We start from the raw sequence: 24,671 nt of genomic DNA, 5'->3' as shown, positions 1-24,671 counted from the left end.
CGCGACGCGCACGCAGGCCGGTAACGCTGCGGCCTTGTTCCCGGTGTTCGACGAGCCGGAGGCGCGGCTGAAGAAGGGATTGACGGCGAACGCGATCACAGCCGAATTGCGCAAGCGCCTGTCGGTGATCCAGGGCGCCTTCATCATCGTCATCCCGCCGCCCGCGGTGCCCGGCATCGGCACCGGCGGCGGCTTCACCATTCGCGTCCAGGACCGGCAGGGGCGCGGGCCCGAGCTGCTGGCGGCCGCGACCGACGAATTGGTGAACGCTGCGCGGAAGTCGCCGAGCCTGACCTCGGTGTTCTCGCCGTACTCCGCCAACACGCCGCAACTGTTCGTCGACATCGACCGCGTCAAGGCGCAGAAGCTCGGGGTGCCGATCGCCAACATCAACGACACGATCCAGACCTATTTCGGATCGACCTACGTCAACGACTTCAACCTGTTCGGCCGCACCTATCACGTCACCGCGCAGGCCGATCTGCCGTTCCGGAAAGACAGCCCCGATCTGTCACGGCTGCGCACCCGCAATGCCGCCGGCGACATGGTGATGCTCGGCAGCATCGTGGACTTCAAGGACATCTCGGGACCCGATCGTGTCGCGCGCTACAATCTCTACTCGGCGTCCGAGTTGCAGGGCGAGCCGGCGCCGGGCGTGAGCTCGACGACGGCGCTCAACGCCATCAAGAAGCTGGCCGACGAAACTTTGCCGAGCGGCTTCGCGTTCGAGTGGACCGATCTGTCCTATCAGCAGGTCACGGGCGGCAATGCCGGTCTCTACGTGTTCCCGATCTGTGTGCTGTTCGTCTATCTGGTGCTCGCCGCGCAGTATGGCAGCTGGACACTGCCGTTCGCGGTGATCCTGATCGTGCCGATGTGCCTGTTCGCGGCCACCATCGGCGTGCGCATCATGGGCCAGGACGTCAACATCCTGACCCAGATCGGCTTCGTGGTGCTGGTGGGACTAGCCGCCAAGAACGCCATCCTGATCGTCGAGTTCGCGCGTGACATCGAGCTCGAGGGCAAATCGCGGCTGGAGGCTGTGATCGAGGCCTGCCGGCTGCGGCTGCGGCCGATCCTGATGACCTCGTTCGCCTTCATCCTCGGCGTGCTGCCGCTGGTGGTGTCGACCGGCTCGGGCTCGGAGATGCGTCAGGCGGTTGGGGTTGCCGTGTTCTTCGGCATGCTCGGCGTCACGCTGTTCGGCCTCGTCTTCACGCCGATCTTCTACATGGTCGTGCGCAACCTCGCGGAAGGCAAGAACGAGGGCAAGAAGGATCGGACGACGGCGGCTGCGGCCGGCTGAGCCGAACTTCCATCATCATTCCGGGGGCGTACCCCCGGAATGCTTCTTCAGATCACGTTGCTCTAGAATTGGTCGGCGACGCCCATGCCGGGATCGCTCACCGAAGCGCGGCCGGTTTCGACATGGCCGGCGAGGCGCCGGTAGAGACCGCTGTCCGAGTCGCTGGTGATGACGAAGTCATACCAACGGCCCGTCGTGCGCAGATTCCAGTACAGCTCTCTCGGGTGGCCAGAGGCCGGCACCTTGACTTCCCACGACGTGCGGGCACCGCCGCCGAAGTCAGGTCCCGGGAAGAACACCGGCGGATTGAAGCCGAAGCCGGCCGCCGACAAGTCCGGAGCCTGGCGGAAGCCGGGCACCGGGCCGAAGTTCACCGGCTGGATGCCGGGACGCGGACCAAAGCCCGGAGCCTCCGGCTGCGTCGCGGCAGCGACCGAGGCGCTCACGGCAACCAACGGGCCGTAGATCTTGTTGGACTTCACCGTGAAGCTGACGTGGCTGTTGCCGTCGTTGCGAAGCTGCAGATGCACGCCGCCGTCGTGGACGTTGTAGCCGACGAAGATTTCCGGGTTGGGCTCGTTCTTCTTCCGCATCGTGCTGATGTTGCCCTTGAACTGGCGATGGAAGCCATTGGGGGCGAGCACCCAAAGATCATAACGGCCGTCGTCGCCGATCGCCCATTCGTCGTCCAGCATCTGGCCGGCTTCGACCGTGTAGCGCTTCGGAATCCGCTCGAGATGCGTCTTGTCGTAGACGTGGAACACGGCGCCTTCGAAGCCGGTGTTGGCGAACAGGATCCGCACCTTGCCCTTGTTGACGTCGACATGGGCGTTGGCGTGCAGGATGTAGGGCAGTGCGCGGGAGAAGCGCACGCCGGTTTCCTGGAACAACGGCTGCGGCGTCGCCGGAGCCGTGGGGGCCGGCAGTGTCTTCTGGTGCGCATCCGAGGCTTGCCAGTTGCTCTGGTCGGGCAGCTCCGGAAAGCGGGGATCGTTGGGACGTGCGAAGTCGAAGGCGGTCGTGAGGTCGCCCGAAATGGCGCGGTGCCAGGGGCTGATCGATGCGACCTTGATGCCGAACCGCTTCTCGAGGAAGCGGCCCACCGAGGTGTGGTCGAACACCTGCGAGTTGACCCAGCCGCCCTTGCTCCATGGCGACACGACGTACATCGGCACGCGTGCACTGAGCCCCCAGGGGCGGATGTTACCGCTGATCGTGTCGGTGGCGGTCAAGACGTTGCCGACGGTGTTAGAGAAGTATTCGCCGGCGAGCGGCATGGTGGCCTTGCCCATCAGATTGCCGTCGATGTCGTAGGACGGCACCGCCGGTGCGGGCAGGTGATCGAAGAAGCCGTCGTTCTCGTCGAATGTCAGCAGGAAGACGGTCTGGCTCCAGACCTCGGGATTGGAGGTCAAGGCGTCCAGCACCTGGTCGGTGAAATTGCCGGCGCGGGTCGGGCTGCCGCCGCCGGGATGCTCCGAGTTGGCCTGCGTCGGCAGGATCCACGACACCTGGGGCAGGTTGCCGCTCATCACGTCGGCCTTGAATTTCGCGAGATAGTCCGGACCGCCGGTCAGGCCGTGCACATAATTGGGATCACCCGGCTGCGCGTGGCGGAAGCTGGAAAACGCCAGGCAGCCGTTCATCGCGCCGGTCCAGTTGTCGTTCATGTCCTGGTAGATGTGCCAGCTGACGCCGGCCTGCTGCAGCAGGTCGGGGAGCGTCGGCCAGTTGAAGTCGCTGCCGACATACTTGTAGGTCGGCTGCGGCTGCGGCAGGCCGGCCACCCATTTGGACGGGTTGGGCCAGCAGCGGCTGTTGTTGGGCTCGGAGTCGTTCGTCGTGCAGTTGATGCCCTGCGCGCGCAGCGCCGGATTGAAATTGGAGCCCGACCAGAACACGATCCGGTTCGGGTCGGTGCCGGTGGTGATGGAGCAGTGATAGGCGTCGCAAATCGTGAACGCCTCGGCGAGGGCGAACTGGAACGGGATGTCCTCGCGCTGGAAGTGGCCCATCGCGTACTGGGTCTTGTACTTGGCCCAGAGGCCCATCTTGCCCTGGTTCCAGGCGGCCTGACTGTCGCCAAAGGAGTGCGGGGTGCCGTAGCCGACCAGCGCGTTCGAGGTGGCGGAGTCGCGATGGTAGGGCGGAATTTCACGAGTCCCATCGGACTGGAACCAGACCGGCTTGCCGCTCTCGAGCGGGATCGGGAAGCGATCGCCGAAGCCGCGCACGCCCCGCATCGTCCCGAAGTAATGGTCGAACGAGCGGTTCTCCTGCATCAGGATGACGATGTGCTTGACGTCCATGATGGTGCCGGTCCGGCGTGCGGCCGGAATGGCAAATGCCCGGTTGATGCTCGCAAATGCAGTCGCCGCCGCGGCGCCCGCCAGAAAATCGCGACGTGTTGTCATCCTGTTTCGACCTTTTCTTGAGATGAAAGACGGATCGCGCAGCGCGGGCTTGGCGCGCCGCGCGGGCAGGCGAGGCCTAGCAAGCCGATTTGACGTGGGTGTGAATAATTTATTTTTGAGTTGCATCTTTGTGAGATTTTTTCAGTGTATAGGGTAACAGCACCACGGCACGGGCGACCAACCGTGATTTTTTACGGAGAACGGGATCGGCTACTGATGGTGCAACGGCGGGAGCAGGCGGGAATGACCGAGGCAGTGCGACCGGCGCTGCGGTTTCATGCGCCTGAAAGTCCAATGAATGGACTGCCGCATCGTGTGCGAGGGTGTCGGTGAAACGCTTGAACGTCGATCCAGGTCAATCCGTCAACGCCGTCCTGTCCCGCATCCGTGAGCTGCAGCCCGATCTTCCTCCGAAAGCCGGGCAGATCGCCGCGCGGATCATCGGGCAGCCCGAATCGTTCATCCACATGTCGATCACCGAGGTTGCCGAGGCGTGCGACGTCAGCGAAGGCACCATTGTCTCGTTCTGCCGGCGAGTGGGCGTTCGCGGATTTCAGGAGCTGAAGATCCTGCTGGCGCGAGATCTCATCGAGCCGGTTCAGTTGATTCAGGAGAATCTGCATCAGGGCGATGATCCGGCGACGGTCACCGACCACATCTTTGCCGCGCACGCAGCTTCACTGCACGAAACGCGCCGCCTGCTGTCGATGGAATCGCTGGCGCAGGCGACAAGCTTGCTGAACGAAGCGCAACGAATCGAGATCTATGGCATCGGAAGTTCGGCGCCGGTTGCGCAGGATCTTTCCTATCGGTTGCTGCAATTGGGGCTCGCGGCGAACGCCGTCGTCGATTCCCATGTCCAGGCTGTCAGCGCAGGCATGACCGGGCCGACGGTCGCGACCGTCACGGTGTCGCACTCCGGCAGCACGGTCGAGACCGTGCTCGCCACCCAATTGGCGCGGGAAGCCGGTGCCCGGACGATCGGCATCACGCGGCTCGGCAAATCGCCGCTCGCGGCCCATTGCGACGTCCTGCTCTATACCGTCGCCAACGAAACGCGTTATCGGCCCGAAGCGATGAGCAGCCGCGTCGCCCAGCTCGCCATCATCGACACCCTGGTCAGCTGCTGCGCGCTGGCCCACACCGAGCGCTCGGTCGAAAGGCTCCAGCACGTCGCGCGCATTCTTGCCGAGAAGCGCTTTTGATCTGCGGCCGGAAGCCCGAGCCGCCCGCGAAATGACACCGTCAAGCCCATACTATTGGCTGAACCGAAAGTGATGGGCAGGGACCGGGTTATAAAATAGTCTCGCGCCGATTTTTTCCTGATAGAAACTGTGGGGAGACCATAAAATGAAATCGGGATTTTTGGCCGCGGTCGCGGCATGCAGCCTGTTGCTTGCGGCGCCGGCGTCGGCCCAGGGCGTCAAGATCGGCATCCTGAACGACCAGTCCGGCGTCTATGCCGATTACGGCGGCAAATATTCGGTCGAAGCCGCCAGGATGGCGATCGAGGATTTCGGCGGCGAAGTGCTTGGCCAGAAGGTCGAGCTGATCACCGCCGACCACCAGAACAAGCCTGACCTCGCCGCCTCGATCGCGCGCCGCTGGTATGATGCCGACGGCGTCGACATGATCACCGAGCTGACGACGTCTTCGGTCGCGCTGGCGGTTCAGGAGCTCTCCAACGAGAAGAAGAAGATCGACATCGTGGTGGGCGCGGCGACCTCGCGCATCACCGGCGACGCCTGCACGCCCTACGGCTTCCACTGGGCGTTCGACACCCGCGCGCTTGCGGTCGGTACCGGCGGCGCGCTGGTGAAGGCGGGGGGCGACAGCTGGTTCTTCCTCACCGCCGACTATGCGTTCGGCTACGCGCTGGAAAAGGACACCAGCGAGATCGTCACCCATGCGGGCGGCAAGGTGCTGGGCTCGGTCCGCGTTCCCCTGAACTCGTCGGACTTCTCCTCCTTCCTGCTCCAGGCGCAGAGCTCGAAGGCGAAGGTCATCGGCCTCGCCAATGCCGGTCAGGACACCACCAACTCGATCAAGCAGGCTGCCGAATTCGGCATCGTCAGGGGCGGCCAGAAGCTCGCCGGCCTCTTGATGACGTTGGCCGAAGTGAACGGCCTCGGCCTTGAGTCTGCGCAGGGCCTGGTGCTGACTGAAGGCTTTTATTGGGATCATGACGACCAGAGCCGCGCCTTCTCCGAGCGCTTCTTCAAGCGCACCGGACGGATGCCGAGCATGATCCATGCCGGCACCTATTCGGCGACGCTGAGCTATCTGAAGGCGGTGAAGGCCGCCGGCACCAAGGATTCCGATGCGGTCGCCAAGAAGCTGAAGGAACTGCCGGTCGACGACGCCTTCGCCAAGGGCAAGGTGCTGGCGAACGGCCGCATGGTCCACGACATGTATCTGTTCGAGGTCAAGAAGCCCTCGGAGTCGAAGAAGCCATGGGACTACTACAAGCAGCTCGCCGTGGTGCCCGGCGATCAGGCGTTCTTCACCGCCAAGGAAAGCGGCTGCCCGCTGACGAAGTAAGGCGTCGGCTTGTGATGATGTCGTCCTGGCGAAAGTCAGGACCCATCATCCCAACTCGATATTGTTGCTGCAGCTGAGACCATCAGGCAGCCCATAACCACGCCCTGTGGTTATGGGTCCTGGCTTTCGCCAGGACGACGGCGGAGCGTAAGGAGCGGCTATCGCGCCCCTCAATGCACCAGCCGCCACACGGCGCCGCCGAGCGCGCCGATCCACAGCACTGTGCACGCCAGCGCCTGAATCGCAAATCCGGGCGTGCGCTTCGGCACCGCCTGACGATAGCCAAGGAAATAGACGATGCGGCCGATGACCCAGATCACGCCGATCGCGGCGGCTGCGGCGTCGCCGACATAGATCGCGCACAACCACAACGACGGCAGGAAGATCGGCGCCCATTCCAGCGTATTCATCTGGATGCGGTAGATGCGCTCGAAATCCGGATTGCCCGTGATCGCCGGCAGCTTGACGCCGTAGACGGCACGGGCGCGCGCGACCTGCAGCGCGAAGAAAAAGTAGAGTGCGACGGCGAGACAGGTGACGATGGCCGTGTAGTGGTACATGGCAGGCATTCCCTCATTTCCGATGGCCCGTATCGTGTGACGGGACGGCAGGGACCGATGTGACGCGGTCGACGTGACATGAACCGATTTTTTGCTTCGCTGCCAGGAGACTAATAACCCGTCATCTCAAGGTAGCCGATTCCGGCGTGGCTGCCCGCGAAACGGATCGGGCCTTCCCAATAGGGAAAGCTGGTTCCCATCCAGCTCTTCGGATTTAACGGCGTGGTCTCGATGGCGAGGCCGCGCGCGGGCAGGGTGACGCGCCAAGAGGTCGGCAGCTTGCGGCCGTCGATCTCGGTGGTCGCCAACGGCGTGATGCTGTTGCCGCCGGCTGCGATCTCGGCCGAGCGGCCGTCGGGCGTGATCCAGTTGCCGAACAGATTCTCGCGGCCGTCCTTTTGGCGCAGCCGGTACAGCATCAGCTTCTCGTTGCCGGGCAGATGCAGCGAGAACCAGTCCCAGCCGGTCTGGTCTGCTGCAAGCGGCTGACTGCTCCATTCGCGGTCCATCCAGGCATGGCCGCTGACCTCGACCGGCTTGCCGTCGATCACGAGGCGGCCCGACGCCGTGAAGAACGGTTGGCTGTAGTAATAGGACGCCTGCCCGCGATCCGACTTGCGGCTGTAGCCGCGGTCGCCCTGCAGCACCAGCGGACGGCCCGCGTCGAGCCGCAGCGCGTAGCTGAAATCGGCGGCCGCTGCGTTGAGTTCGAGCGGTGCGACTCGCTGCGCATTGAAGCCGTCGAGCCCGCGCATCTCCCAGCCGTCGATCCAGGCGCGGAACGGCGCGGCCTCGACACCGGCCTGGCCGATCCCGCCGCGCGCCAGCGTTTCGCCGACCCGATGCGCCGTCGCGCTGGTCACCGCTGCATGGCCCATCCAGACCTGCTGGCTGGCCCAGCCCTCGCCCTGCGGACCCGGTCTCATCGCCTGGCGGAACAGCGTCCATTGCGCGCCATACATCACGCCGCCTGCATCGGACAGATTTGCGGTGACGTACCACCATTCGATCCGGAACGGCGGATGCGGGCCGTGATCGGCGGGGAAGTCGAACGTCCGGCCCGGCGTCACGGCTGCGAATCCTTCCGCGGTCTCGCCGAGCCCGGCAAAGCCCTGCGCGAACGCCTTGCCGCCAAGCCCTAGCGCCAGCGCACCGCCGGCGAAAGCGCGGCGGGACAGCCTAGCGCTCATTGGCGAAAATCCTGATCAGGCTGGCGGGCTGCATGCGTGCCAATCTAGCGACCGGGAGCGCCGCCGCACAGAGCGCAGCCAGCATCGCCACCGCCAGCAGCTCGATCAATTGCAGCGGAAAGACGTGAAACGGCAGCCGCCAGCCGAACGCCTTGACGTTGACGATCGCAAGCAGGCACCACGCCACGAGCAGGCCGAGCGGCAGCGCGAATAGCGCGGTGATCAGCGCGATCGCCATGGTCTTGAGCAGCTCGAGCGCGGCGAGCCGCCGCCGCGTCAGGCCGATCGCCCACAGCGGCGCCAGCTGCGGCAGCCGCGAATTGGCCAGCGTGAGCAGGCTGGTGAGCAGCGCGATGCCGGCGACGCCGAGCGTGAAGGTGTTGAGCGCCGCGGTCACCGAGAAGGTGCGGTTGAAGATCCGTTTCGATTCCGCCTTCATTGTCGCCTGATCGGCGATGCTCCGGTCGTCGAGGCCGAACTTTTGCTGGAGCGCTGCGACCAGCGGCGCGATCTGGTCCGGCGCGACACGCAAGCCCATCCGGTTCAGCGGCGTTTGCGGGAAGCGCCGCGTCAGCGCCGCGTAGTTGACCGCGACCTGGCCCTTGGGGTTGCCGTAGTCGGCATAGATGCCGACGATCTCGAGCGGCCAGTTGCCGCCGGGCGCCGGCACCTCGATATGATCGCCGACCGCAAGTTTCATCCGCCGCGACAGCTGCTCGCTGACGAAACAGGTGTCGCCGGGACGCAGCCGCACCCATGCATTCGCCGCGCTCTCGAGCAGCGGCCAGTTGTCGCGATAGGTTGCATGGTCGGGCAGGCCGAGCACCTCGATCGGCGCGCCGCCGAGCTGGCTGTCGGCGCGGCCGCCGGGCAGGATCGCAGCAACCTCCGGGCGGTCGCGCAGCCATGCCTTGATCTCGCTTGCCTGCGCGTCGCTGGCGGCGCTGAGATAGACGTCGGCGGCGAGCCGCCCGTCGAGCCAGACCAGGAAGGTGCGGCTGAAGCTTTGCACCATGGTGCCGACGCCGATATTGACGGCGAGCGCGAGCAGCAGCGCCATCAGCGCCAGCGACAGGCCGGACAGTTGCTGCCGGCTGTCGGCCCAGAACCAGATGCTGAGCGGCTTGCGCGCGCTGCGCTGGCCGAGGCCGAGCGCGATCTGCAGCACCATCGGCAGGATCAGCGCCGCGCCGAGCATCAACGCGGCGAGCACGGCAAAGCCCGCGATCAGGGAATCGCCAAATCGAGCGAGCCCGGCGGCGACCGCGAACACGGCCAGCGCCGCCGCGGTCTGCAGGATCAGCCAGCGCCGCTGCGCCTGCTGCCAGGCCTGCGGCTGCGCGGTCGCCAGCACCGGCATCCGGATCGCCTTTGCGAGACTCGCGGCGGCCGCGGCGAGCGCGCCGAGGATGCTGATGGCGATGCCGGCGAGCCACCAGACCGGCTTGAGTGAAAGCTGCCCGGGAATCTGCGCGCCATAGAGTCCGCGCAGCGAGGCCGCGACATCGGGCAGCAACGCCGCCGCGATGAAATAGCCGCAGACCAGCCCGATCAGGCCGGCGAGCAGCGCCAGCGACACCAGCTCGATCACCAGCACGGTGTTGAGCATTCGTGCCGAGACGCCGCAGGCACGCAGCGTGCGCAGCATCGGCAGGCGCTGTTCGAAGGCGAGGCCGATCGCGGAGTTGACGATGAACAGGCCGACGAAGAACGACAGCAGGCCGAAGGCGGTGAGGTTGAGATGAAAGCTGTCGGTGAGGCGTTCGAGATCGGTCTCCGCGTCCGGTTCGATCATGCGGAGCTTTTCGCCGGCTACGCTTTCAAGTGATGCATGCGGCGTCTTCGACTTGCCGATCAATAGCCGCGAGACCTGGTCGGGCAGCTTCAGAATCTGCTGCGCAATGCCGATGTCGACGACCAGCACGCCGGGCGTCAGCTCGCGCTGCACGCGCAGCGGCGGCAGCGTGATGCCGTTCGCCTGCGGCCTTGCGCCCTCCTCGAGGTCGAGATCACGCAGCGTCTCCGGCCCCACCAGCATCTCACCGGGCGGCGTGACGAAGGATTGCAGGCTGCCGCGTCCGACCCCTGGCGCATTGCCGACCTCGGCCGGCAGCGTCACCGGCTCGACGCCGAGCAGGCGGAAGCTGCGTCCTTCGATCTGGACGCGCCCCTCCAGCATCGGCGACACCGGCCAGCCGGCGCGGCGCAAATCGACGAACAGTTTTTGCGGGAAGGTCGCGCTGTCCTTGCCGACCAGCATCGCGGTACGCGAGCCGCCGAAGGTCGCGGCAGCGCGGTCATAGGCAGTGCGGGCCTGCTGGTTCAGCGCCTGCACGCCGCTCCACAGCGCGGTCGCCGAGATCAATCCGATCAGCAGCGTCGCGAGCTGCATCGGATGCCGCCGCCAGTGGCTGAGCAGCACCGCCAAGATCCAGAGCACGCGCCTCACGCTATGACTCCGGCATGCAGGTTGACTTGCCGGTCCAGCGTCGCGGCCAATCGCGCGCTGTGCGTGACCATCAGGAAGCCGCAGCCGGTGCGCGCCACGAGGTCGCGCGCCAGACGCAGCACCTCGTCGGCGGTATCCTCGTCGAGATTGCCGGTCGGCTCGTCCGCCAGCAGCAGCAGCGGTTTCGCTGCCAGCGCCCGCCCGATCGCGACGCGCTGCTGCTGGCCGCCGGACAATTGCTCGGGATAACGCTTCAGCAGGGACTTCAGTCCGAGCCGCTCCACCAGCTCGTCGTGCCAGGCCGCATCGTGGCGGCCGGCGATGCGCGACTGGAACACGAGATTGTCGGCGACCGAAAGACTTGGGATCAGATTGAACTGCTGGAACACGAGGCCGAGCCGGTCGCGGCGCAACTCGGCGCGGCCGGCATCGCTGAGTTTGGAGACGATCGTGTCGGCGAGCCTGATCTCGCCGCTATCGGCGGCGTCCAGCCCCGCGATCAGATGCAGCAGCGTGCTCTTGCCGCTGCCGGACTCACCGGTCAGCGCGACGCTCTCGCCCGCGCCGACGGCAAGATCGACGCCGCGCAGCACGGCGACGGTCTCGCTCGCCGAGCGGTAGCTCTTGGTCAGTCCGGTGACGCTGAGTACGGTGGTCGGGTCGGGCGAAGCGATGGCCGTGCCTCACTGCGGCTTCTGGTATTTCAGGACGAACTCGTCGATCGGCACCGGTGCCTTGAAGACGGGAATGTCCCGCGGGTCTTCCGGATGGTGCAGGAAATCAGCTTCGGCCACAAGCTTGAAGCCGGCGACCTCGATATCCCGCTTCAGGGTGCGTTCCTCGATCCGGTGCAGCGTCTCGGCGACGCTTGTGCCTCCCTGTCCCGTGTCGCCCACCCGACACAGGTTCGTGGAAATCCGCAGTTGCGTTGCACGGCAGGGCATGGCTAGCATCGTCGCAGGCCGATCTCACGAAGCCATAAAGACATCACGGGGAGCACGACCATGACGACGCAGCCGACGCCCAAGGACACGCCGAGGGGCGCCTGGACCATCACCTTCCTGCTGTTCCTGTTCATGGTGGTGAACTTTGCGGACAAGATCGTGGTCGGGCTTGCCGGTGTGCCGATCAAGAAGGACATGAGCCTCACCCAGGAGCAGTTCGGCGATCTTGGCTCATCCTTCTTCCTGCTGTTCTCGATCTCGGCGATCGTCGTCGGTTTCATCGTCAACCGCGTCGCGACGCGCTGGGTATTGCTGATCCTGGCGGTAATCTGGTCGCTGGCGCAGTTTCCGATGGTCGGCAGCGTCAGCTTCGCGACGCTGGTGGTGTGCCGCATCATCCTCGGCGCCGGCGAGGGGCCGGCCTTCTCGGTGGCGGCGCACGCCATCTACAAATGGTTTCCCGACGAGAAGCGCACGCTGCCAACCGCGATCCTGTCGCAGGGCTCGGCGTTCGGCGTGATCCTCGCGGTGCCGGCGCTGAACTGGATCATCGTCAATCACAGCTGGCATCACGCCTTCGGGGCGCTCGGAATCGTCGGCCTGCTCTGGGCCGTCGCCTGGTTCGCGCTCGGCAAGGAGGGGCCGCTGGTCTCGACCGTGTCGGTCGCTGCCGACGAGCCGCGAATTCCGTACCTGAAGCTGTTGACGTCGCGCACCTTCATCGGCTGCGTGGTCGCGACCTTCGGCGCCTATTGGGCGCTGTCGCTCGGCCTCACCTGGTTCACCTCCTTCATCATCGAAGGGCTCGGCTTCTCGCAGCAGCAGGCCGGCTTCGTCTCGATCCTGCCCTGGATCTTCGGCGCGACCATCGTGCTGCTCACGGGCTGGATCTCGCAAGTGATGCTGGCGCGCGGCTTCACCACGCGCGGCGCGCGCGGCGTGCTCGGCGCGGCGCCGCTGATCGTCGGCGGCTGCATCCTGGCGCTGCTGCCGCACGTGCCGCCGGGCGGGCTGATGATCGCGCTGCTGGTGATCGGATCCGGCCTATGCGGCTCGATCTATGTGGTCTGTCCGCCGATGCTCGGCGAGTTCACGCCGGTGTCGCAGCGCGGCGCCGTGATTGCGATCTACGGCGCGCTGTACACGATCTCGGGCATCCTTGCGCCGATGGTGATGGGCAACGTGATCCAGAAGGCCGCAACGCCGATGGACGGCTACCTGTCCGGGTTCACCATCAACGCCGCGATCATGGCCGGCGCCGGCATCCTCGGGCTATTGCTGCTGTGGCCGAACACCGAGCGGGCGCGGCTGACGGGCACGGCGCGGCAGCCGGGCACGATCAAGGGCGCAGTCTCGCCGACGTAAGTTGCGTTCGAGCTTCCCTTTAACCGCGTGCTCCGCTTCGCCTCTCCCATTGTGGGAGAGGCGGGAGTTTGTTGCGTCGGCTGTGTGCCGTTGGCGAGATATCGTAGCCCGGATGAGCGAAGCGATATCCGGGGCCGCTTTCTCCGCGGATGGTTCTGCCCCGGATGTCGCTTCGCTCATCCGGGCTACACAGATTAAGGTGACAGCTAACTTGCGGCCGCGCCGAACGTCGACTGCAAGCCCTGGGCGCCGCGCACCAGCTTGCCCGGCCGTGCGCCGGTGGCCCTGCCGCCGCGCTGCGTCACGACGCCGGAGACGATTGTCGCATCGTAGCCGTCGACCTGCTGCAGCAGGCGGCGGCCGCCGACCGGGAGGTCGTAATGCACCTTCGGCGGATGCAGGTGCAGCCGGTCGTAGTCGATCACGTTGACATCGGCCTTGAAGCCCGGCGCGATCACGCCGCGGTCGGAGAGGCCGACCGAGAGTGCGGTCTTGCGCGACTGTGCCGCGATCACGAACGGAATCGACAGCTTCTCGCCGCGGGTGCGGTCGCGCGTCCAGTGCGTCAACAGATAGGTCGGGAAGCTCGCATCGCAGATGATGCCGCAATGCGCGCCGCCGTCGGAGAGGCCCGGCACGGCGCTCGGCTCGCGCAGCATCTCATGCACGGCATCGAGATTGCCGTCGGCATAATTCAGGAACGGCACGTAGAGCATGCCGCGGCCTTCGTCGGTCAGCATCGCGTCATAGGCGAGCTCCTCCGGCTGCCGGCCCTGGCGCCGCGCCTGCGGGCCGAGCGCGTTTTCCGGCGGCTGCTCATAATCGGGCGGATTCCCGAGCAGATACATCTTGTCGTAGTTCGGCCGGAAGAACAGCGGATCGTCGGTCGCGGTGGCGGTTTCGCTCAGGATCGCCGCGCGCACCTCGGGCCGGCGCAACTGCGCGAGCCGCTCGGCCAACGGCAGCTTGGCGATCGCACGATAGCTCGGATGAGTCTGGAACGGGTTGCGCGACAATTCCAGCCCGAGCAGCAGCCCGACCGGTCGCGCGGCGATCTGGGTCGTGATCGACAGGCCGCGCGCGGCGGCCTCATTGATGGTGTCCATGGTCTGGCGCCAGCGCCGCGGCGCCTTGTCGGCCTGCGCCACCGAGAACGAGATCGGGCATTTGGTGTTCTCGGCGACCCGCAGCATCATCGGCAGGTCTTCATGCACGGTGCTCTGGTCGAGCACGAATTGCAGCACGCTGCGGCCGACGCCGTGCATCGCGCCGGCAATCGCGGTCAATTCGTCTTCGCCCGCTTTCAGCGTCGGCGTGTAGTCGCCGGTGGAGGTGCGGTGATTGAGCGTGCGCGAGGTCGAGAAGCCGAGCGCGCCTGATCGGACCGCATCGCCGGCGAGCGCCGCCATCGCCTTGTTGTCCTCGGCCGTCGCGGGATCGCGGCGCGCGCCGCGCTCGCCCATCACATAAACGCGCAGCGCGGCATGCGGCAGCTGGGCGCCGATATCCATGTCGAAGCTGCGCTTCGACAGCCAGTTCATGTAGTCGGGAAAACTCTCCCATTCCCAGGGAATGCCGGCGCTCAGCACCGGCTCCGGGATGTCCTCGACGCCTTCCATCAGTTGGATCAGCCGGGTGTGATCGCTCGGCCGGCACGGCGCGAAGCCGACGCCGCAATTGCCCATGATCGCCGTGGTGACGCCGTTCTGCGACGACGGCGTGATGTCCTGGCTCCAGGTCACCTGGCCGTCGTAATGGGTGTGGACGTCGACGAAGCCGGGCGCCACCAGCTTGCCCCTGGCGTCGATCTCCTCGCTGCCTTTTGCCGCGACCTTGCCGACTTCGGTGATCTTGCCGCCGGTGATCGCGACGTCGGCTTCATAGAGGTCTCCGCCCTTGCCGTCGGCGACGGTGCCGCCGCGGATCACGAGGTCTGGGGTCGAGGTCATGGCATTCCATCCCGTGGCTGTTTTATTGCCACATCATGGGTGACCCCCCGATGCTGTCAACCGCCACGGGTGAAGCTCTGGAATGCGCCTGATTCCTGTTTCGCGTGGAGAAACGAGTTTCTCGTCCGATGAGTTACGCTGCGGCTGGAACACTGGCCGGCTTGCGTTCCGTGACCAGCGCCAGCAGCACCGTCAGCACCATGAACACCGCGGAGGCGCCGAACACCCAATACGGCATATGCTGGTCCATGATCCAGCCGAACAGCAGCGGGCTCACGATACCGCTGAAATTGAAGCCGGTGGAGACGATGCCGAAGGCGCGGCCCGCCGCACCCGGAGGTGCGGCGTTGCGCACCATCATGTCGCGTGACGGCGCGATCACGCCGCCAAGGAACCCGGCGAGCCCCATCGCGAGCGTCAGCGCCGCCGGCGGCAGGTTGACCAGCGCGATCAGCAGCACGAGGGCGGTATTGATGGCGAAGCACGCCGCAGCCACCTGACTGTGGCGATGGGTCCAGTCGGCGAGATAGCCGCCGGCGAGCACGCCCGCGGCGCTGGCGCCGAGGAACGCGGTCAGCGCGATGTTGGCGGTCGAGAACGACGCGCCGTAGCCGCTCATCAGCGCGACCACGCCGAAATTGTTGATGCCCGAGCTCGACAGGCCGAGCAGGGTGAAGAACAGCGTCAGCGCCATCAGCGCCGGCGTGATCACGCTGGCCTTCGGCGTGTCGTCGCCCTTGGCCTTGCTGTTGTTGGCGCCGGCATCGGGAATGCCGAGCACGATCAGGAACAGCGCCACCAGCGGGCCGACCGCGCCGGCCACGATCAGCGCGCCGAGACCGCCGATCGAAGCCACCAGCGCCGCCATGATGGCGGGCGCCACCGCGCCGCCGAGGAAGCCGGCGAAGGTGTGGATCGAGAAGGCGCGGCCCATCCGCGCCTCGTCCATATGCGCCGAGAGGATGGCGTAATCGGCCGGATGGTAGACGCTGTTGGCGAGCCCGAGCAGCACGGCGCAGACGATCAGCGACGTGTAGCTCAAATGCAGGCCGAGCCCGATCAGCGCGCAGCCACCGACGGTCAGCCCGATCAGGAGGATCTTGCGCGCGCCGATGTGGTCGGCGAGGTAGCCGATCGGCGCCTGGGTCAGCGCCGAGACCACCGCGAACACGGTCAGCGCGAAGCCGAGCTCGACATAGCCGACGCCGAGCTGCGTCTTGAGGAACGGGAACAGCATCGGCAGCACGAAGATGTGGAAATGGCTGACCCAATGCGCGACCGAGATCCCGAACAGCGTGCGCGGCGCGCTGTCGGCTTTCGCTTGTTGCGGTGCAGCCAGAACGTCGACCATGTCTCGAGCAAACCCCGTTTTCTGCCGGGCGCTGAAAATAGAGGCTGACCGATAATTGTCCATGAACGCAGTTGCATGGCTGCCCCCGGGCGGGGGTGCCGGATTGACACATGCGGCATCAAAGAGGGCGACAAAGCGACGCCGCGCGGCGATGATCGGCCATGACTGCCGCCACAAAGCCGCTCCGGGTGCTGATGCCAGAGGGGTCCAGCACCTCCGGCCGCGAGGCGGTCACGATCCTGGGAATGGCCGGCCACCACGTCGAGGTCTGCGATCCCTCGCGCTGGTGCCTCGCCCGCTATTCGCGCTTTGTCCGCAAATTCCACCATTGCCCGCCGCTGCGCACCGATCCGGCCGGCTTCCTGCGCTTCGTCGAGCATTTGTTGGCATCGCAGCATTTCGACGTGTTGCTGCCGACCCATGAACAGGGCTTTCTGTTCGCCCGCGCCGGGGGGCTTCTGCCGCCGCGCGCCGGCCTGGCGCTGCCGGGTTTTTCCGCCTATCGCGCGGCGCACAGCAAGGCCGGCTTCAGCCGCCTGCTCGATCAGCTCGGCCTGCCGCAGCCGCCGACCCGGATCGTGACCTCGGCCGACGATCTCCGCAGCGCAATGCGATTTCCATCGGTGGTCAAGACCTCGATCGGCACTGCCAGCCGCGGCATCTGGTTCGTGCGCGATGCGAGCGATCTCAACCTCGCGCTCTACGAGCTCGATTCGGCCGGCGATTTTTCCGGCGAGGTGCTGGTGCAGGACCTCGTCACCGGCACGGTGGAGAAGGCGCAGTCGGTGTTCTGCCGCGGCAGGCTGGTCGGCTTCCATGCCTACCGCCAGGTCGCGGCCGGTGTCGGTGGCGGCGAGGCGATCAAGGAAAGCGTCAGCCGGCCGGCGATCCGCTCAGCGATCGAGACCATCGGCGCGCATCTGCACTGGCATGGCGCGCTGTCGGTCGATGTCATGATGCCGCTCGACAGCACGACGCCGCTCTTGATCGATTGCAATCCGCGGCTGGTCGAGCCGATGAACGCGTATGCCGCTGGCACCGATCTCGTTGACCTGCTGCTGCGCGTCTCGCTGGGCGAGACACCGGAGCCGCTCGCCGAGAGCCGCGCCGGCGTGCGGACGCATCTCGCGATGCAGGCCCTGCTCGGCAGCGCGTCACGCGACGGCACAAGGCGTGACCTGATCAGGGAGTGCGGCCGCATCGCCACGGGTGACGGGCCTTATCGCGACAGCGCGGAAGAGCTGACGCCGGTGCGGCTCGATTGGCCCAGCGCCGTGCCGCTAGCGATGACCACCGCGCTGTTGCTGACATCGCCGCAGATCGCCTCATCGCTGGCACGCGGCGGCTTTGGTGCGCATCTGCTTGACCGCGGCAGTATCAAGACGATCGAGAACGAAGATTTTCGCTAGCATTCCTCCGCGCGGATTCACTGCATGATCTTGTCCGCGCGCTTCAAGAGTTCGGGTGGAATTCTGACGCCCACGGCCTGGGCTGCCTGCAGATTGAAAATGAGCTCTTGCTTGGTGATGACACGGACGGGCAGGTCGCCCGGCTTCGCTCCCTTGAAAATCTCGTCGGCAAACGTCGCAAACTCGCGCCATGTATCGGCGACGTTGGTGCCATAGGTGACGACGCCGCCCGCGTCCGCCTGGCCGCCGGGAAACATTGCCGGCAAGCGGCTCTTTACGGCCAGTTCACCGACCCGCTTTCGATTGCTCAAAGGCACCGGTACTTCCAGCACCAGCATCGCCTCCGCGCGATCACTTGCCATCCCCGCAATTGCGCTCTCCAGATCGTCCGCACTCTTGACCTTCACAATTTGCGGCTCCAGCCCCAGGGCTTTGGCCGCGGCCTCGTTGGCGCGATCGATCGGGGCGAGCCCGCGTTCATCAGCGCCGGGGAGCGTTTGATCGCTGAGGATCGCAACGCGCTTGATGCCGGGGAATGCCTCCTTCAGCAGTTCGAATTGCTTGCTGGCTTGCTGCGGGTCGAGGCTCGTGAGGCCCGTGATGTTGCCTCCCGGTCTTTCCATCGAGGCGACGAGCTTCAGTGCGACCGGATCGGTAACGATCGCAAAGATCACGGGGATCGTGGACGTGGTCTTCTGGGCCGCTACAGCCGCCGGGCCGCCGAGTGCAAGGATGACATCCACATTTGCAGCGACCAGCTCCGAGGCGAGGCTCGGAAGTCGCTCAAGCTTCAACTCGGCAAATCGTGGCTCGATGACGACGTCGCGTCCTTCCAGATAGCCGCGCTCGGCAAAGTCGCTCAGAAGGTTCTTCTTGATCGAATCGAAAATCGGAGAAGGGCCGCCATTGATGAGAATTCCAACCTTCCTGGGTGCTGGTTGCGCGTTGGACAGGTCGCACATCGATGCGATCATGCAGAGGACCGCCAGCACCGCCTTCGCAAATCTCATGGCACCGCCCCTCGCAAGGACCCAGCGTCCGTGCGGAGCCTAGCAGTCAGGGGCCGGCCGACCAATCAGAAGGGTGATCCGGTCGATGACCCTCGCTGCGACCTAATGCCTGCTTGGCGACGATGAGCCGGGCTCGGTAGCTCGCAAGCTACGCCGCCGCCCGTCTCCCGGCGCGCAACTACTCGATCGCGCCAGCATCGCGGCGATCGAGCGCGACGATTTCTTTCGAGGTCTCTCACCGCGTCGTCCCGGCCTTCGCCGGAACGACAGCGTGGTTGGCAACGGTAGCCGCTACAACGGCTCATCGTCGTTGCCGTAGCGGTCGAGCTTCGGCGTGGCAATGTCGCCGTCTTCGTAATACTCGTCGTCCGGCGGCGGCGAGGGTGGTGGCGGCGTCTTCGACTGGTCTTCGGTCTCGGCGCCGTCCTTCTTCCGTCCGGCCTTGCCCATGCGTTTCCCCTGCCTGGGTGAAGTCTTCGCCGGAATGCTACTCCAGTTCGCGGCTGCGTGTAATGTGAGGAGGCGACGCGGCTGGATCACATCCAGCCGCGTCGCGCGGCTCAAAACGTCGCACCGGCCCGCACCATGAAGGTGCGCCCCGGCAGCGGATAGGCCGAGAAGCGGCCGGCAGTGAACGAGCTCGCGATGGCGTAGTCGTAGTACAGGGCGTTGAACAGATTGTTGGCGCTGACCGACCAGAAGAAGCGGTCGTACTGCCCGCTGAGCTTGACGTCGGCCGTCGCGTTGCCGGGAATCCGGCTCTGGGTGTTGGCCTGGTCGTTGTCCATGATACGCGAGCTCCAGGCGCGCAGCGTGGCGTCGAGCACCAGATAGTTCTGCAGGATGTTCCAGGTGACGCCGAGACTGCCTGTCGTGCGCGACACCAGCGGCACATCGTTGCCGGCGAAGGCGCCCTCGCGGAACACGGCGCGGGTATAGGCCATGCCACCGCGCAGCGTCACGGTGTCGCTGACCCGGAGCGATGCGGTGGTCTCCGAGCCGTAGCGCCGCGTCGGATCGAGATTGACGTTGTAGAACAGCGAGGGGAGGAAGTGGATCTCGTTCTGCAAGTCCATCAGATAGGCGCTGGTCTGCAGCTGGAACGGATTGGTCTTGACGCGGAAGCCGGCCTCGACGTCTTCCGAGGTCTGGGTCTTGAGCTTGAAGTTCTGCGACAGCGCCATGCCGGTCAGCGGATCGAACGATGGGCCCGAGGCGACGCGCTCGTCGACATCGGGCGTGCGGAACGCGCGGGCGGCGCGGCCGAACACCGAGAAGGTGTCAGTGATGCGGTGCTCGAGACCGAGATGCAGCGCGTATTGCGTCTCGTCGCTGTCGAGCGGCGCCGCCTGCGCATCGAAGGCGAACGGCGCATTGGGGTCGTAGCGGTCGCGCGCCGAGACGCGGGTGTTCTGCACCCGCGCGCCGTAGGAAAAATCCGTCGTCGGCAGCACGCCGATGCTGTGCTGCCAGTAGCCGGCCGCGGTCTGCTGGTCGATGTTGTAGATATGGGTGGGGTCGACGCCCTGGAACGCGCCACGGGCCTGGCGGAACGTTGAATCGTAATAGTCGATGCCGGTCAGGATCGTCGACGGCATGCCCAGCATGATGGTCTTGACGCTGAGGCGCGGGGTGATCGACCAGGTGTCCAGCGCGGCGTCGTTGTAGGTCGAGGCGAAGCTGATGGTCGGCGCGGTGCCGAAGAAGGCGCTCTGCGTGTCGCGCTGCCGCCAGCCGCCGTCGACGATCAGGTCGACGCCGTTCATCAAGGTCTTGGTGAAGCCGGTGGTGACGCTGGCGGTCTGCTGATTGCCGAAGTCGAACGGCGTCGCGGCGCCCCTGCGGTCGGCGGCCAGCTCATTGAGGCCGATCGAGGGATCGACCAGCCGGCCGCCGGGGAAACCGAGTTTCTGGTCGCTGCCGGTAACGGTCAGGAACGCGGTGAAGTCAGGCGTGGTGTAGCTGATATTGCCGACGGCGTTGCGCTGGTCGAGCCAATTGTTGACGCGGTAGCCGTCGGACTTGATGCCGTTGCCGTAGAACGAGGTCGACCACGGCCCGGAATTCAGCGCGGCGGAGACCGCGGCCATCCGCGTGTTGAACGAGCCGACGCCGCCTTCGGCGCGGATCGTGGCCGGCGGACCGCCGACACCGGTCTTGGTGATGATGTTGACGACGCCGCCAACTGCGTTGTCGCCATACAGCACGGCGCCGCTGTTGCCGCGGGTGATCTCGATCCGTGCGATCGAATCGAGCGGAATTGTGGTCAGATCGAAGCCGGCCTTGTCGACATCGTTGAGACGGCGGCCGTTGAGCAGGAACAGGGTGTTGTCGGAGGCAAATGCGCCGAAGCCGCGCAAATCGACCGAGGTCTTGGCGCCGTTCGGCCCGCCATAAAGCGATTGCAACTGCACGCCCGGCACTTGCGCCAGGATCTCCGGCAGCGACTGCGTCGGCGAATGGGCAATGTCGTCGGCCGTGATCACGGTCGAAGAGGCGCCGACAATGCCGGCGAATTGCCGGCCGCCGCCACCGGTGCCCGAGCCTGCGCCTGACGACGGCGCGTTGGCACCGGTGCCGCTGCCTGCATTGTCGCTCTGCGTCATGCCCGGCGCCGGACGGCGCGATGTGGCGACCTCATTGGTGGCGGGCCTGGCGCGCGTGACGTTCTGGTCGCCCGGCTTGATGACCTCGATCGACGGGAGTTCGCCCGCGGCCGCCACCTGCTGCGCGCACGCGCCGGTGGTGAAGAGCGCCGGCGCGAGCATCGTGGTCGCCAGCAGAAGCGCGCGGCGCGGGCGGGTTGCAGGAACGGAAGGCATCGGCGGGACCTCGGAATGACGGCAGTGGCACGTCACCGCGAACCCAAGTCTCACCTTTGTGCTTTCAGCATCAGGTGAAGCTAATGTCTGTACTCCCCGACCGACATCGTCGCGTGTGACCACGGTTGACGGCAGGTCTCCTGGCTCGCGGGTCGTTACCCTTCGCCGCCTTCCCAGGACCGAGATTCCCAGTGGCCTGTGACGAAAGATTCACCGCCTACAGTTGCGGGGGCAGCCGCGGCCTTGGGGAAAGTTTCCCCCGTACCGCATTCCCTTTTGATCCCAATTGAGGAACCGTCCTGGCCATCTAGGGTCCGGCCGGGGGCCGGAGTCAATCCCGGCGGTGGTGGACCCCCGTCCGGAGGCTGCGGTTTTTGCCGTGTGTCGCTTGTCTGCCACGGCGATCGCTGTCAGAGCATTGCGACGATGAGCGTGCAGGATTTTGCTTTGGCCTCCGAGGCCGCGGCGCGGCGCCGGTGGGGCGCCACCGCGGCGCTGGCCGCGCTCGTGGTCCTGCTGGCACTGATCTCGCTCGGCATCGGGCCGGTGCGGCTGTCGCCGCTGACCGTCACCGAGGCGCTGTTCGGCGGGGCTACCGATGTCGCGCAGGTGATCGTGCGCGAGATCCGCCTGCCGCGCACCATCCTGGCGTTTGCGATCGGCGGCATACTCGGTCTCTCCGGCGCGGCCTTGCAGGGGCTACTGCGCAACCCGCTGGCCTCGCCGTCGCTGTTCGGCGCGCCGCAATCGGCGGCGTTCGGCGCGGTGCTGGTGATCTCGCTGGGGCTCGCCGATGTGCGCTCCTATGCGCTGCCGGTGGTGGCGATCATCGCCGCATTCGGCTCGGTGTTCGCACTGCTGGCGATCGCCGGCCGCAATGCCGGGCTGCTGATCCTGATCCTCGCGGGGCTCGCGATCTCAAGCTTCGCGGGCGCGGCGACGGCGCTGGTGATGAATCTCTCCAGCAATCCGTTCGTGGTGCTGGAGATCGCGTTCTGGCTGCTCGGCTCGCTGGAGGACCGCAGCTTCCAGCATGTCGCGCTGGCGCTACCCTTCATCGTCGCAGGCGCCATGATCCTGCTCAGCCAGGCCAGCGCCTTCCGGGCGCTGACGCTGGGCGAGGAGGCGGCGCAGAGCCTTGGCGTCGACGTCGGCCGGCTGCGGCTCCTCGTGATCACCGGCGTCGCGCTCGGCGTCGGCGGCGCGGTCGCGGTGACAGGCACGATCGGCTTCATCGGGCTGGTCGCGCCGCACCTGATGCGTCCGGTGATCGGCCATGATCCGGCGCGGCTGTTGGTGCCGAGCGCGCTCGCCGGCTCGGCGCTGCTGCTCGCGGCCGATATCGCGGTGCGCATCATCCCCTCGACCTCGGATATCAAGGTCGGCGTGCTGACCTCGATCATCGGCGTGCCGTTCTTCCTCTATCTGATCATGCGCGAGCGCCGCGCGCTCGGCGGAGGCGTGGCATGACGTTGCTCTCCGCCACGGGCCTCAATGCATCGCTCGGCACTCGGAAGGTGCTGCACGATATCTCGCTGTCGTTGTCTGCAGGGCATCTGGTCGCGCTGGTCGGCCCGAACGGCGCCGGCAAGACCACGTTGCTCCGTGCGCTGGCCGGGTTGATCCCGTCCAGCGGCGAGATCAGGATCGCCGGCGACATGCTGGCGGCCTTGCCGCTGCGTGAGCGCGCAAAACGTTTTGCCTACCTGCCGCAGGGCCACATGGTGCACTGGCCGCTGCCGGCGCGCGACATCGTCGCGCTCGGCCGCTATCCGCACGGCGCGACCGATCCGGCAAGGCTGTCACAGAGGGACCTCGACGCGGTGATCAGGGCGATGCAGGCGGTCGACGTCACCGAGTTCGCCGACCGCCGCGTCACCGAGCTCTCCGGCGGCGAGCGCAGCCGCGTCGCGCTGGCGCGCGTGCTCGCGGTCGAGGCGCCGGTGATCCTGGCCGATGAGCCGACCGCCTCGCTCGATCCGCGCCACCGGATCGACGTGATGCAAAAACTGCGCAACGTCGCCGATGCCGGTGTGCTGGTGATCGTCGTGACACACGATCTCGGCCTCGCCGCGCGCTTCGCCGATCACGTGCTGCTGCTGTCGGAGGGCCGGCTCGTGGCGCAGGGCGCCCCTCGCGAGGCGCTGTCGGAGGCGGTGATGGCCGAGGTGTTCCGGATCAGCGCCTATCGCGCCGAGTACCGAAGCGAGGCCGTCATCGTGCCGTGGGCAGACGTGTGATGCGGTGGCGCTGCCGCAAACTCGCTTCACCTTTCCCGCTTGCAGGGGAGGTCGCCGCGCGCGAAGAGCGCGGCGGGTGGGGGCTCTCTCCATTCGAAGAGTGCTCGTTGCGGCAAAACCCCCGCCCCAGCCGTCTCCCGCAAGCGGGAGAGGGGGCGCGGCGGGTTCGTGGCCGCCGTCTCGCTTCCTGTTGTCTTGTCCTGGCGCTCTCGGTTCTCGCTTGCCTTATCTCGCCTAGCGCGTCGTCCGCCGACGGTCCGCGCATCGTCTCGATGAATGTGTGCAGCGATCAGCTGGTGCTGTCGCTGGCCGATCCCGACCAGATCCTCGGCCTCAGCCGGTTCTCGCGCGATGCCTGGCAATCGTGGGCCGCCGACAAGGCGCGCAACTATCCGCGACTGTCGGGCGAGGCCGAGGACGTGCTGGTGCTGAAGCCGGATATCGTCGTCGTCAGCCTGTTCGACAAGCGCGCGACGCGCGAGCTGCTGAAGGCCAACGGGCTGCATCTCGTCGAGTTCACGGTGCCGCGCACGCTCGACGAGGTGAAGGCGCAGATCCGCGAGATGGGCGATGTGGTGCAGCATCCGGATCGCGCGGCAAGCGTGATCGCCCGGCTCGATGCCGCGATCGCCCGCGCGCGGGCCGCGGCGAGCGGCCGTCATTATCGCGCCTTGCCGCTGGAGCGCCGCGGCTTTGTCTCCGGCGAAGCCAGCCTAGTCAATTCGCTGCTCAGGGAAGTCGGTCTTACCAACGCCGCCGGCGAGCTCGGCATCGGCGCCGGCGGCTTCGCCTCGCTGGAAGCGATTGTAAAACTGCGACCCGATTTCATCCTGGTCGCCGAGGCCGGCGACCGCGCCGAGGACGACGGCCGCGCCTTCCTGCTGCACCCCGCGCTGCAGCGCTTCTACCCGCCGGACAAGCGCATCGTGCTGCCCGAGCGGCTCACGGTCTGCGGCGGCGTGATGCTGGCGGATGCGCTGGATAAGCTGACCGCGGAGCTGCAGCGCGTGACGCGGTAGTCTCGTCGCTTCGATGAAGTGCAACGAAATCCGGAATCCGCGGATGGACCTGCCCCGGATTGCGCTACGCTCCATCCGGGCTACGGATCCGATCGCGGTTTG

Annotated in this window: 19 protein-coding genes and 1 riboswitch; of the genes, 8 read left to right on the top strand and 11 right to left on the bottom strand. The window is 66.3% G+C overall.

What is annotated here, in order from left to right; genetic code table 11:
• Positions 1-1,306, top strand: a 1,306-nt coding sequence (locus tag J6500_RS28430) for an efflux RND transporter permease subunit (protein WP_225716011.1), incomplete at its 5' end; no start/stop codon positions are given.
• Between the two features lie 62 nt (positions 1,307-1,368).
• Here J6500_RS28430 and J6500_RS28425 read toward each other — a convergent pair.
• Positions 1,369-3,720, bottom strand: coding sequence for a phosphocholine-specific phospholipase C (locus J6500_RS28425; protein WP_225716010.1), 2,352 nt, complete (start codon positions 3,718-3,720; stop codon positions 1,369-1,371).
• A gap of 329 nt (positions 3,721-4,049) precedes the next feature.
• Here J6500_RS28425 and J6500_RS28420 point away from each other — a divergent pair, with 329 nt between their 5' ends.
• Together J6500_RS28420 and J6500_RS28415 are read left to right on the top strand one after the other, a co-directional pair.
• Positions 4,050-4,925, top strand: a complete 876-nt coding sequence (locus J6500_RS28420) for a MurR/RpiR family transcriptional regulator (protein WP_225716009.1) — start codon at positions 4,050-4,052, stop codon at positions 4,923-4,925.
• 145 nt (positions 4,926-5,070) lie between these two features.
• Positions 5,071-6,261: an ABC transporter substrate-binding protein gene (locus J6500_RS28415; RefSeq protein WP_225716008.1), complete on the top strand. Its 1,191-nt coding sequence runs from the start codon at positions 5,071-5,073 to the stop codon at positions 6,259-6,261.
• A 170-nt stretch (positions 6,262-6,431) separates the two neighbouring features.
• Here the strand turns inward: J6500_RS28415 and J6500_RS28410 are convergent, their stop codons facing one another.
• From J6500_RS28410 to J6500_RS28390, 5 genes are all read right to left on the bottom strand, one after another.
• Positions 6,432-6,821: an MAPEG family protein gene (locus J6500_RS28410; protein ID WP_225716007.1), complete on the bottom strand. Its 390-nt coding sequence runs from the start codon at positions 6,819-6,821 to the stop codon at positions 6,432-6,434.
• Between the two features lie 110 nt (positions 6,822-6,931).
• The gene (locus J6500_RS28405; protein ID WP_225716006.1) at positions 6,932-8,011 is read right to left on the bottom strand and encodes a lipocalin-like domain-containing protein; all 1,080 of its coding nucleotides are present in this window, start codon (positions 8,009-8,011) and stop codon (positions 6,932-6,934) included.
• Complete coding sequence (locus J6500_RS28400; protein ID WP_225716005.1) at positions 8,001-10,460, bottom strand: ABC transporter permease; 2,460 nt, start codon at positions 10,458-10,460, stop codon at positions 8,001-8,003. Before J6500_RS28400 ends, J6500_RS28405 begins: the two co-directional genes overlap by 11 nt.
• Positions 10,457-11,053, bottom strand: coding sequence for an ABC transporter ATP-binding protein (locus tag J6500_RS28395; protein WP_376707871.1), 597 nt, complete (start codon positions 11,051-11,053; stop codon positions 10,457-10,459). Before J6500_RS28395 ends, J6500_RS28400 begins: the two co-directional genes overlap by 4 nt.
• A 90-nt stretch (positions 11,054-11,143) precedes the next feature.
• Positions 11,144-11,404 carry a class I SAM-dependent methyltransferase gene (locus J6500_RS28390; protein WP_225716004.1) on the bottom strand — a complete coding sequence of 87 codons (261 nt, stop codon included), beginning with the start codon at positions 11,402-11,404 and terminating at the stop codon, positions 11,144-11,146.
• A gap of 60 nt (positions 11,405-11,464) precedes the next feature.
• Here J6500_RS28390 and J6500_RS28385 point away from each other — a divergent pair, with 60 nt between their 5' ends.
• The gene (locus tag J6500_RS28385; protein ID WP_225716003.1) at positions 11,465-12,769 is read left to right on the top strand and encodes an MFS transporter; all 1,305 of its coding nucleotides are present in this window, start codon (positions 11,465-11,467) and stop codon (positions 12,767-12,769) included.
• 206 nt (positions 12,770-12,975) lie between these two features.
• On the opposite strand, the gene J6500_RS28380 is transcribed toward J6500_RS28385, so the two are convergent.
• Together J6500_RS28380 and J6500_RS28375 are read right to left on the bottom strand one after the other, a co-directional pair.
• The gene (locus J6500_RS28380; RefSeq protein WP_225716002.1) at positions 12,976-14,718 is read right to left on the bottom strand and encodes an N-acyl-D-amino-acid deacylase family protein; all 1,743 of its coding nucleotides are present in this window, start codon (positions 14,716-14,718) and stop codon (positions 12,976-12,978) included.
• A 133-nt stretch (positions 14,719-14,851) separates the two neighbouring features.
• Positions 14,852-16,069, bottom strand: a complete 1,218-nt coding sequence (locus J6500_RS28375; RefSeq protein ID WP_225716001.1) for an MFS transporter — start codon at positions 16,067-16,069, stop codon at positions 14,852-14,854.
• Positions 16,070-16,230: 161 nt separating this feature from the next.
• Between J6500_RS28375 and J6500_RS28370 the strand changes: the two genes are divergently transcribed.
• Positions 16,231-17,478, top strand: coding sequence for an ATP-grasp domain-containing protein (locus J6500_RS28370; protein ID WP_225716000.1), 1,248 nt, complete (start codon positions 16,231-16,233; stop codon positions 17,476-17,478).
• A gap of 17 nt (positions 17,479-17,495) precedes the next feature.
• Here the strand turns inward: J6500_RS28370 and J6500_RS28365 are convergent, their stop codons facing one another.
• The 3 genes from J6500_RS28365 to J6500_RS28355 all read right to left on the bottom strand — a co-directional run bounded on the left by J6500_RS28365 (position 17,496) and on the right by J6500_RS28355 (position 21,310).
• Complete coding sequence (locus J6500_RS28365; protein ID WP_225715999.1) at positions 17,496-18,488, bottom strand: ABC transporter substrate-binding protein; 993 nt, start codon at positions 18,486-18,488, stop codon at positions 17,496-17,498.
• A gap of 291 nt (positions 18,489-18,779) precedes the next feature.
• Positions 18,780-18,938, bottom strand: a complete 159-nt coding sequence (locus tag J6500_RS28360) for a hypothetical protein (protein WP_225715998.1) — start codon at positions 18,936-18,938, stop codon at positions 18,780-18,782.
• A gap of 110 nt (positions 18,939-19,048) precedes the next feature.
• Positions 19,049-21,310 (bottom strand): TonB-dependent receptor, encoded by a 2,262-nt coding sequence (locus J6500_RS28355; RefSeq protein WP_225715997.1) that lies wholly within the window; start codon positions 21,308-21,310, stop codon positions 19,049-19,051.
• 113 nt (positions 21,311-21,423) lie between these two features.
• A riboswitch (cobalamin riboswitch) is annotated at positions 21,424-21,624 on the bottom strand.
• Positions 21,625-21,736: 112 nt separating this feature from the next.
• On the opposite strand from J6500_RS28355, the gene J6500_RS28350 reads away from it, so the two are divergent.
• The 3 genes from J6500_RS28350 to J6500_RS28340 all read left to right on the top strand — a co-directional run bounded on the left by J6500_RS28350 (position 21,737) and on the right by J6500_RS28340 (position 24,569).
• Positions 21,737-22,780: a FecCD family ABC transporter permease gene (locus tag J6500_RS28350; RefSeq protein WP_225715996.1), complete on the top strand. Its 1,044-nt coding sequence runs from the start codon at positions 21,737-21,739 to the stop codon at positions 22,778-22,780.
• Positions 22,777-23,550, top strand: a complete 774-nt coding sequence (locus tag J6500_RS28345; RefSeq protein ID WP_225715995.1) for an ABC transporter ATP-binding protein — start codon at positions 22,777-22,779, stop codon at positions 23,548-23,550. The genes J6500_RS28350 and J6500_RS28345 overlap by 4 nt, the downstream gene beginning before the upstream one ends.
• Before the next feature lie 272 nt (positions 23,551-23,822).
• Positions 23,823-24,569, top strand: a complete 747-nt coding sequence (locus tag J6500_RS28340) for an ABC transporter substrate-binding protein (protein ID WP_312018246.1) — start codon at positions 23,823-23,825, stop codon at positions 24,567-24,569.
• The last annotated feature ends 102 nt before the right edge of the window (positions 24,570-24,671 follow it).

This window comes from Bradyrhizobium semiaridum (assembly GCF_020329505.1).
GTDB lineage: Bacteria > Pseudomonadota > Alphaproteobacteria > Rhizobiales > Xanthobacteraceae > Bradyrhizobium > Bradyrhizobium semiaridum.
Note: the sequence above shows the minus strand (reverse complement) of the source record. Positions and strands in the feature narration are given on the sequence as shown.

What these genes read in the sequence shown, in the direction of transcription:
- J6500_RS28425 (WP_225716010.1), bottom strand. Translation starts at nt 3,720, where the DNA reads ATGACAACACGTCGCGATTTTCTGGCGGGCGCCGCGGCGGCGACTGCA.
- J6500_RS28415 (WP_225716008.1), top strand. Translation starts at nt 5,071, where the DNA reads ATGAAATCGGGATTTTTGGCCGCGGTCGCGGCATGCAGCCTGTTGCTT.
- J6500_RS28410 (WP_225716007.1), bottom strand. Translation starts at nt 6,821, where the DNA reads ATGTACCACTACACGGCCATCGTCACCTGTCTCGCCGTCGCACTCTAC.
- J6500_RS28405 (WP_225716006.1), bottom strand. Translation starts at nt 8,011, where the DNA reads ATGAGCGCTAGGCTGTCCCGCCGCGCTTTCGCCGGCGGTGCGCTGGCG.
- J6500_RS28390 (WP_225716004.1), bottom strand. Translation starts at nt 11,404, where the DNA reads ATGCCCTGCCGTGCAACGCAACTGCGGATTTCCACGAACCTGTGTCGG.
- J6500_RS28385 (WP_225716003.1), top strand. Translation starts at nt 11,465, where the DNA reads ATGACGACGCAGCCGACGCCCAAGGACACGCCGAGGGGCGCCTGGACC.
- J6500_RS28380 (WP_225716002.1), bottom strand. Translation starts at nt 14,718, where the DNA reads ATGACCTCGACCCCAGACCTCGTGATCCGCGGCGGCACCGTCGCCGAC.
- J6500_RS28375 (WP_225716001.1), bottom strand. Translation starts at nt 16,069, where the DNA reads ATGGTCGACGTTCTGGCTGCACCGCAACAAGCGAAAGCCGACAGCGCG.
- J6500_RS28370 (WP_225716000.1), top strand. Translation starts at nt 16,231, where the DNA reads ATGACTGCCGCCACAAAGCCGCTCCGGGTGCTGATGCCAGAGGGGTCC.
- J6500_RS28365 (WP_225715999.1), bottom strand. Translation starts at nt 18,488, where the DNA reads ATGAGATTTGCGAAGGCGGTGCTGGCGGTCCTCTGCATGATCGCATCG.
- J6500_RS28360 (WP_225715998.1), bottom strand. Translation starts at nt 18,938, where the DNA reads ATGGGCAAGGCCGGACGGAAGAAGGACGGCGCCGAGACCGAAGACCAG.
- J6500_RS28355 (WP_225715997.1), bottom strand. Translation starts at nt 21,310, where the DNA reads ATGCCTTCCGTTCCTGCAACCCGCCCGCGCCGCGCGCTTCTGCTGGCG.
- J6500_RS28350 (WP_225715996.1), top strand. Translation starts at nt 21,737, where the DNA reads ATGAGCGTGCAGGATTTTGCTTTGGCCTCCGAGGCCGCGGCGCGGCGC.
- J6500_RS28345 (WP_225715995.1), top strand. Translation starts at nt 22,777, where the DNA reads ATGACGTTGCTCTCCGCCACGGGCCTCAATGCATCGCTCGGCACTCGG.
- J6500_RS28340 (WP_312018246.1), top strand. Translation starts at nt 23,823, where the DNA reads ATGAATGTGTGCAGCGATCAGCTGGTGCTGTCGCTGGCCGATCCCGAC.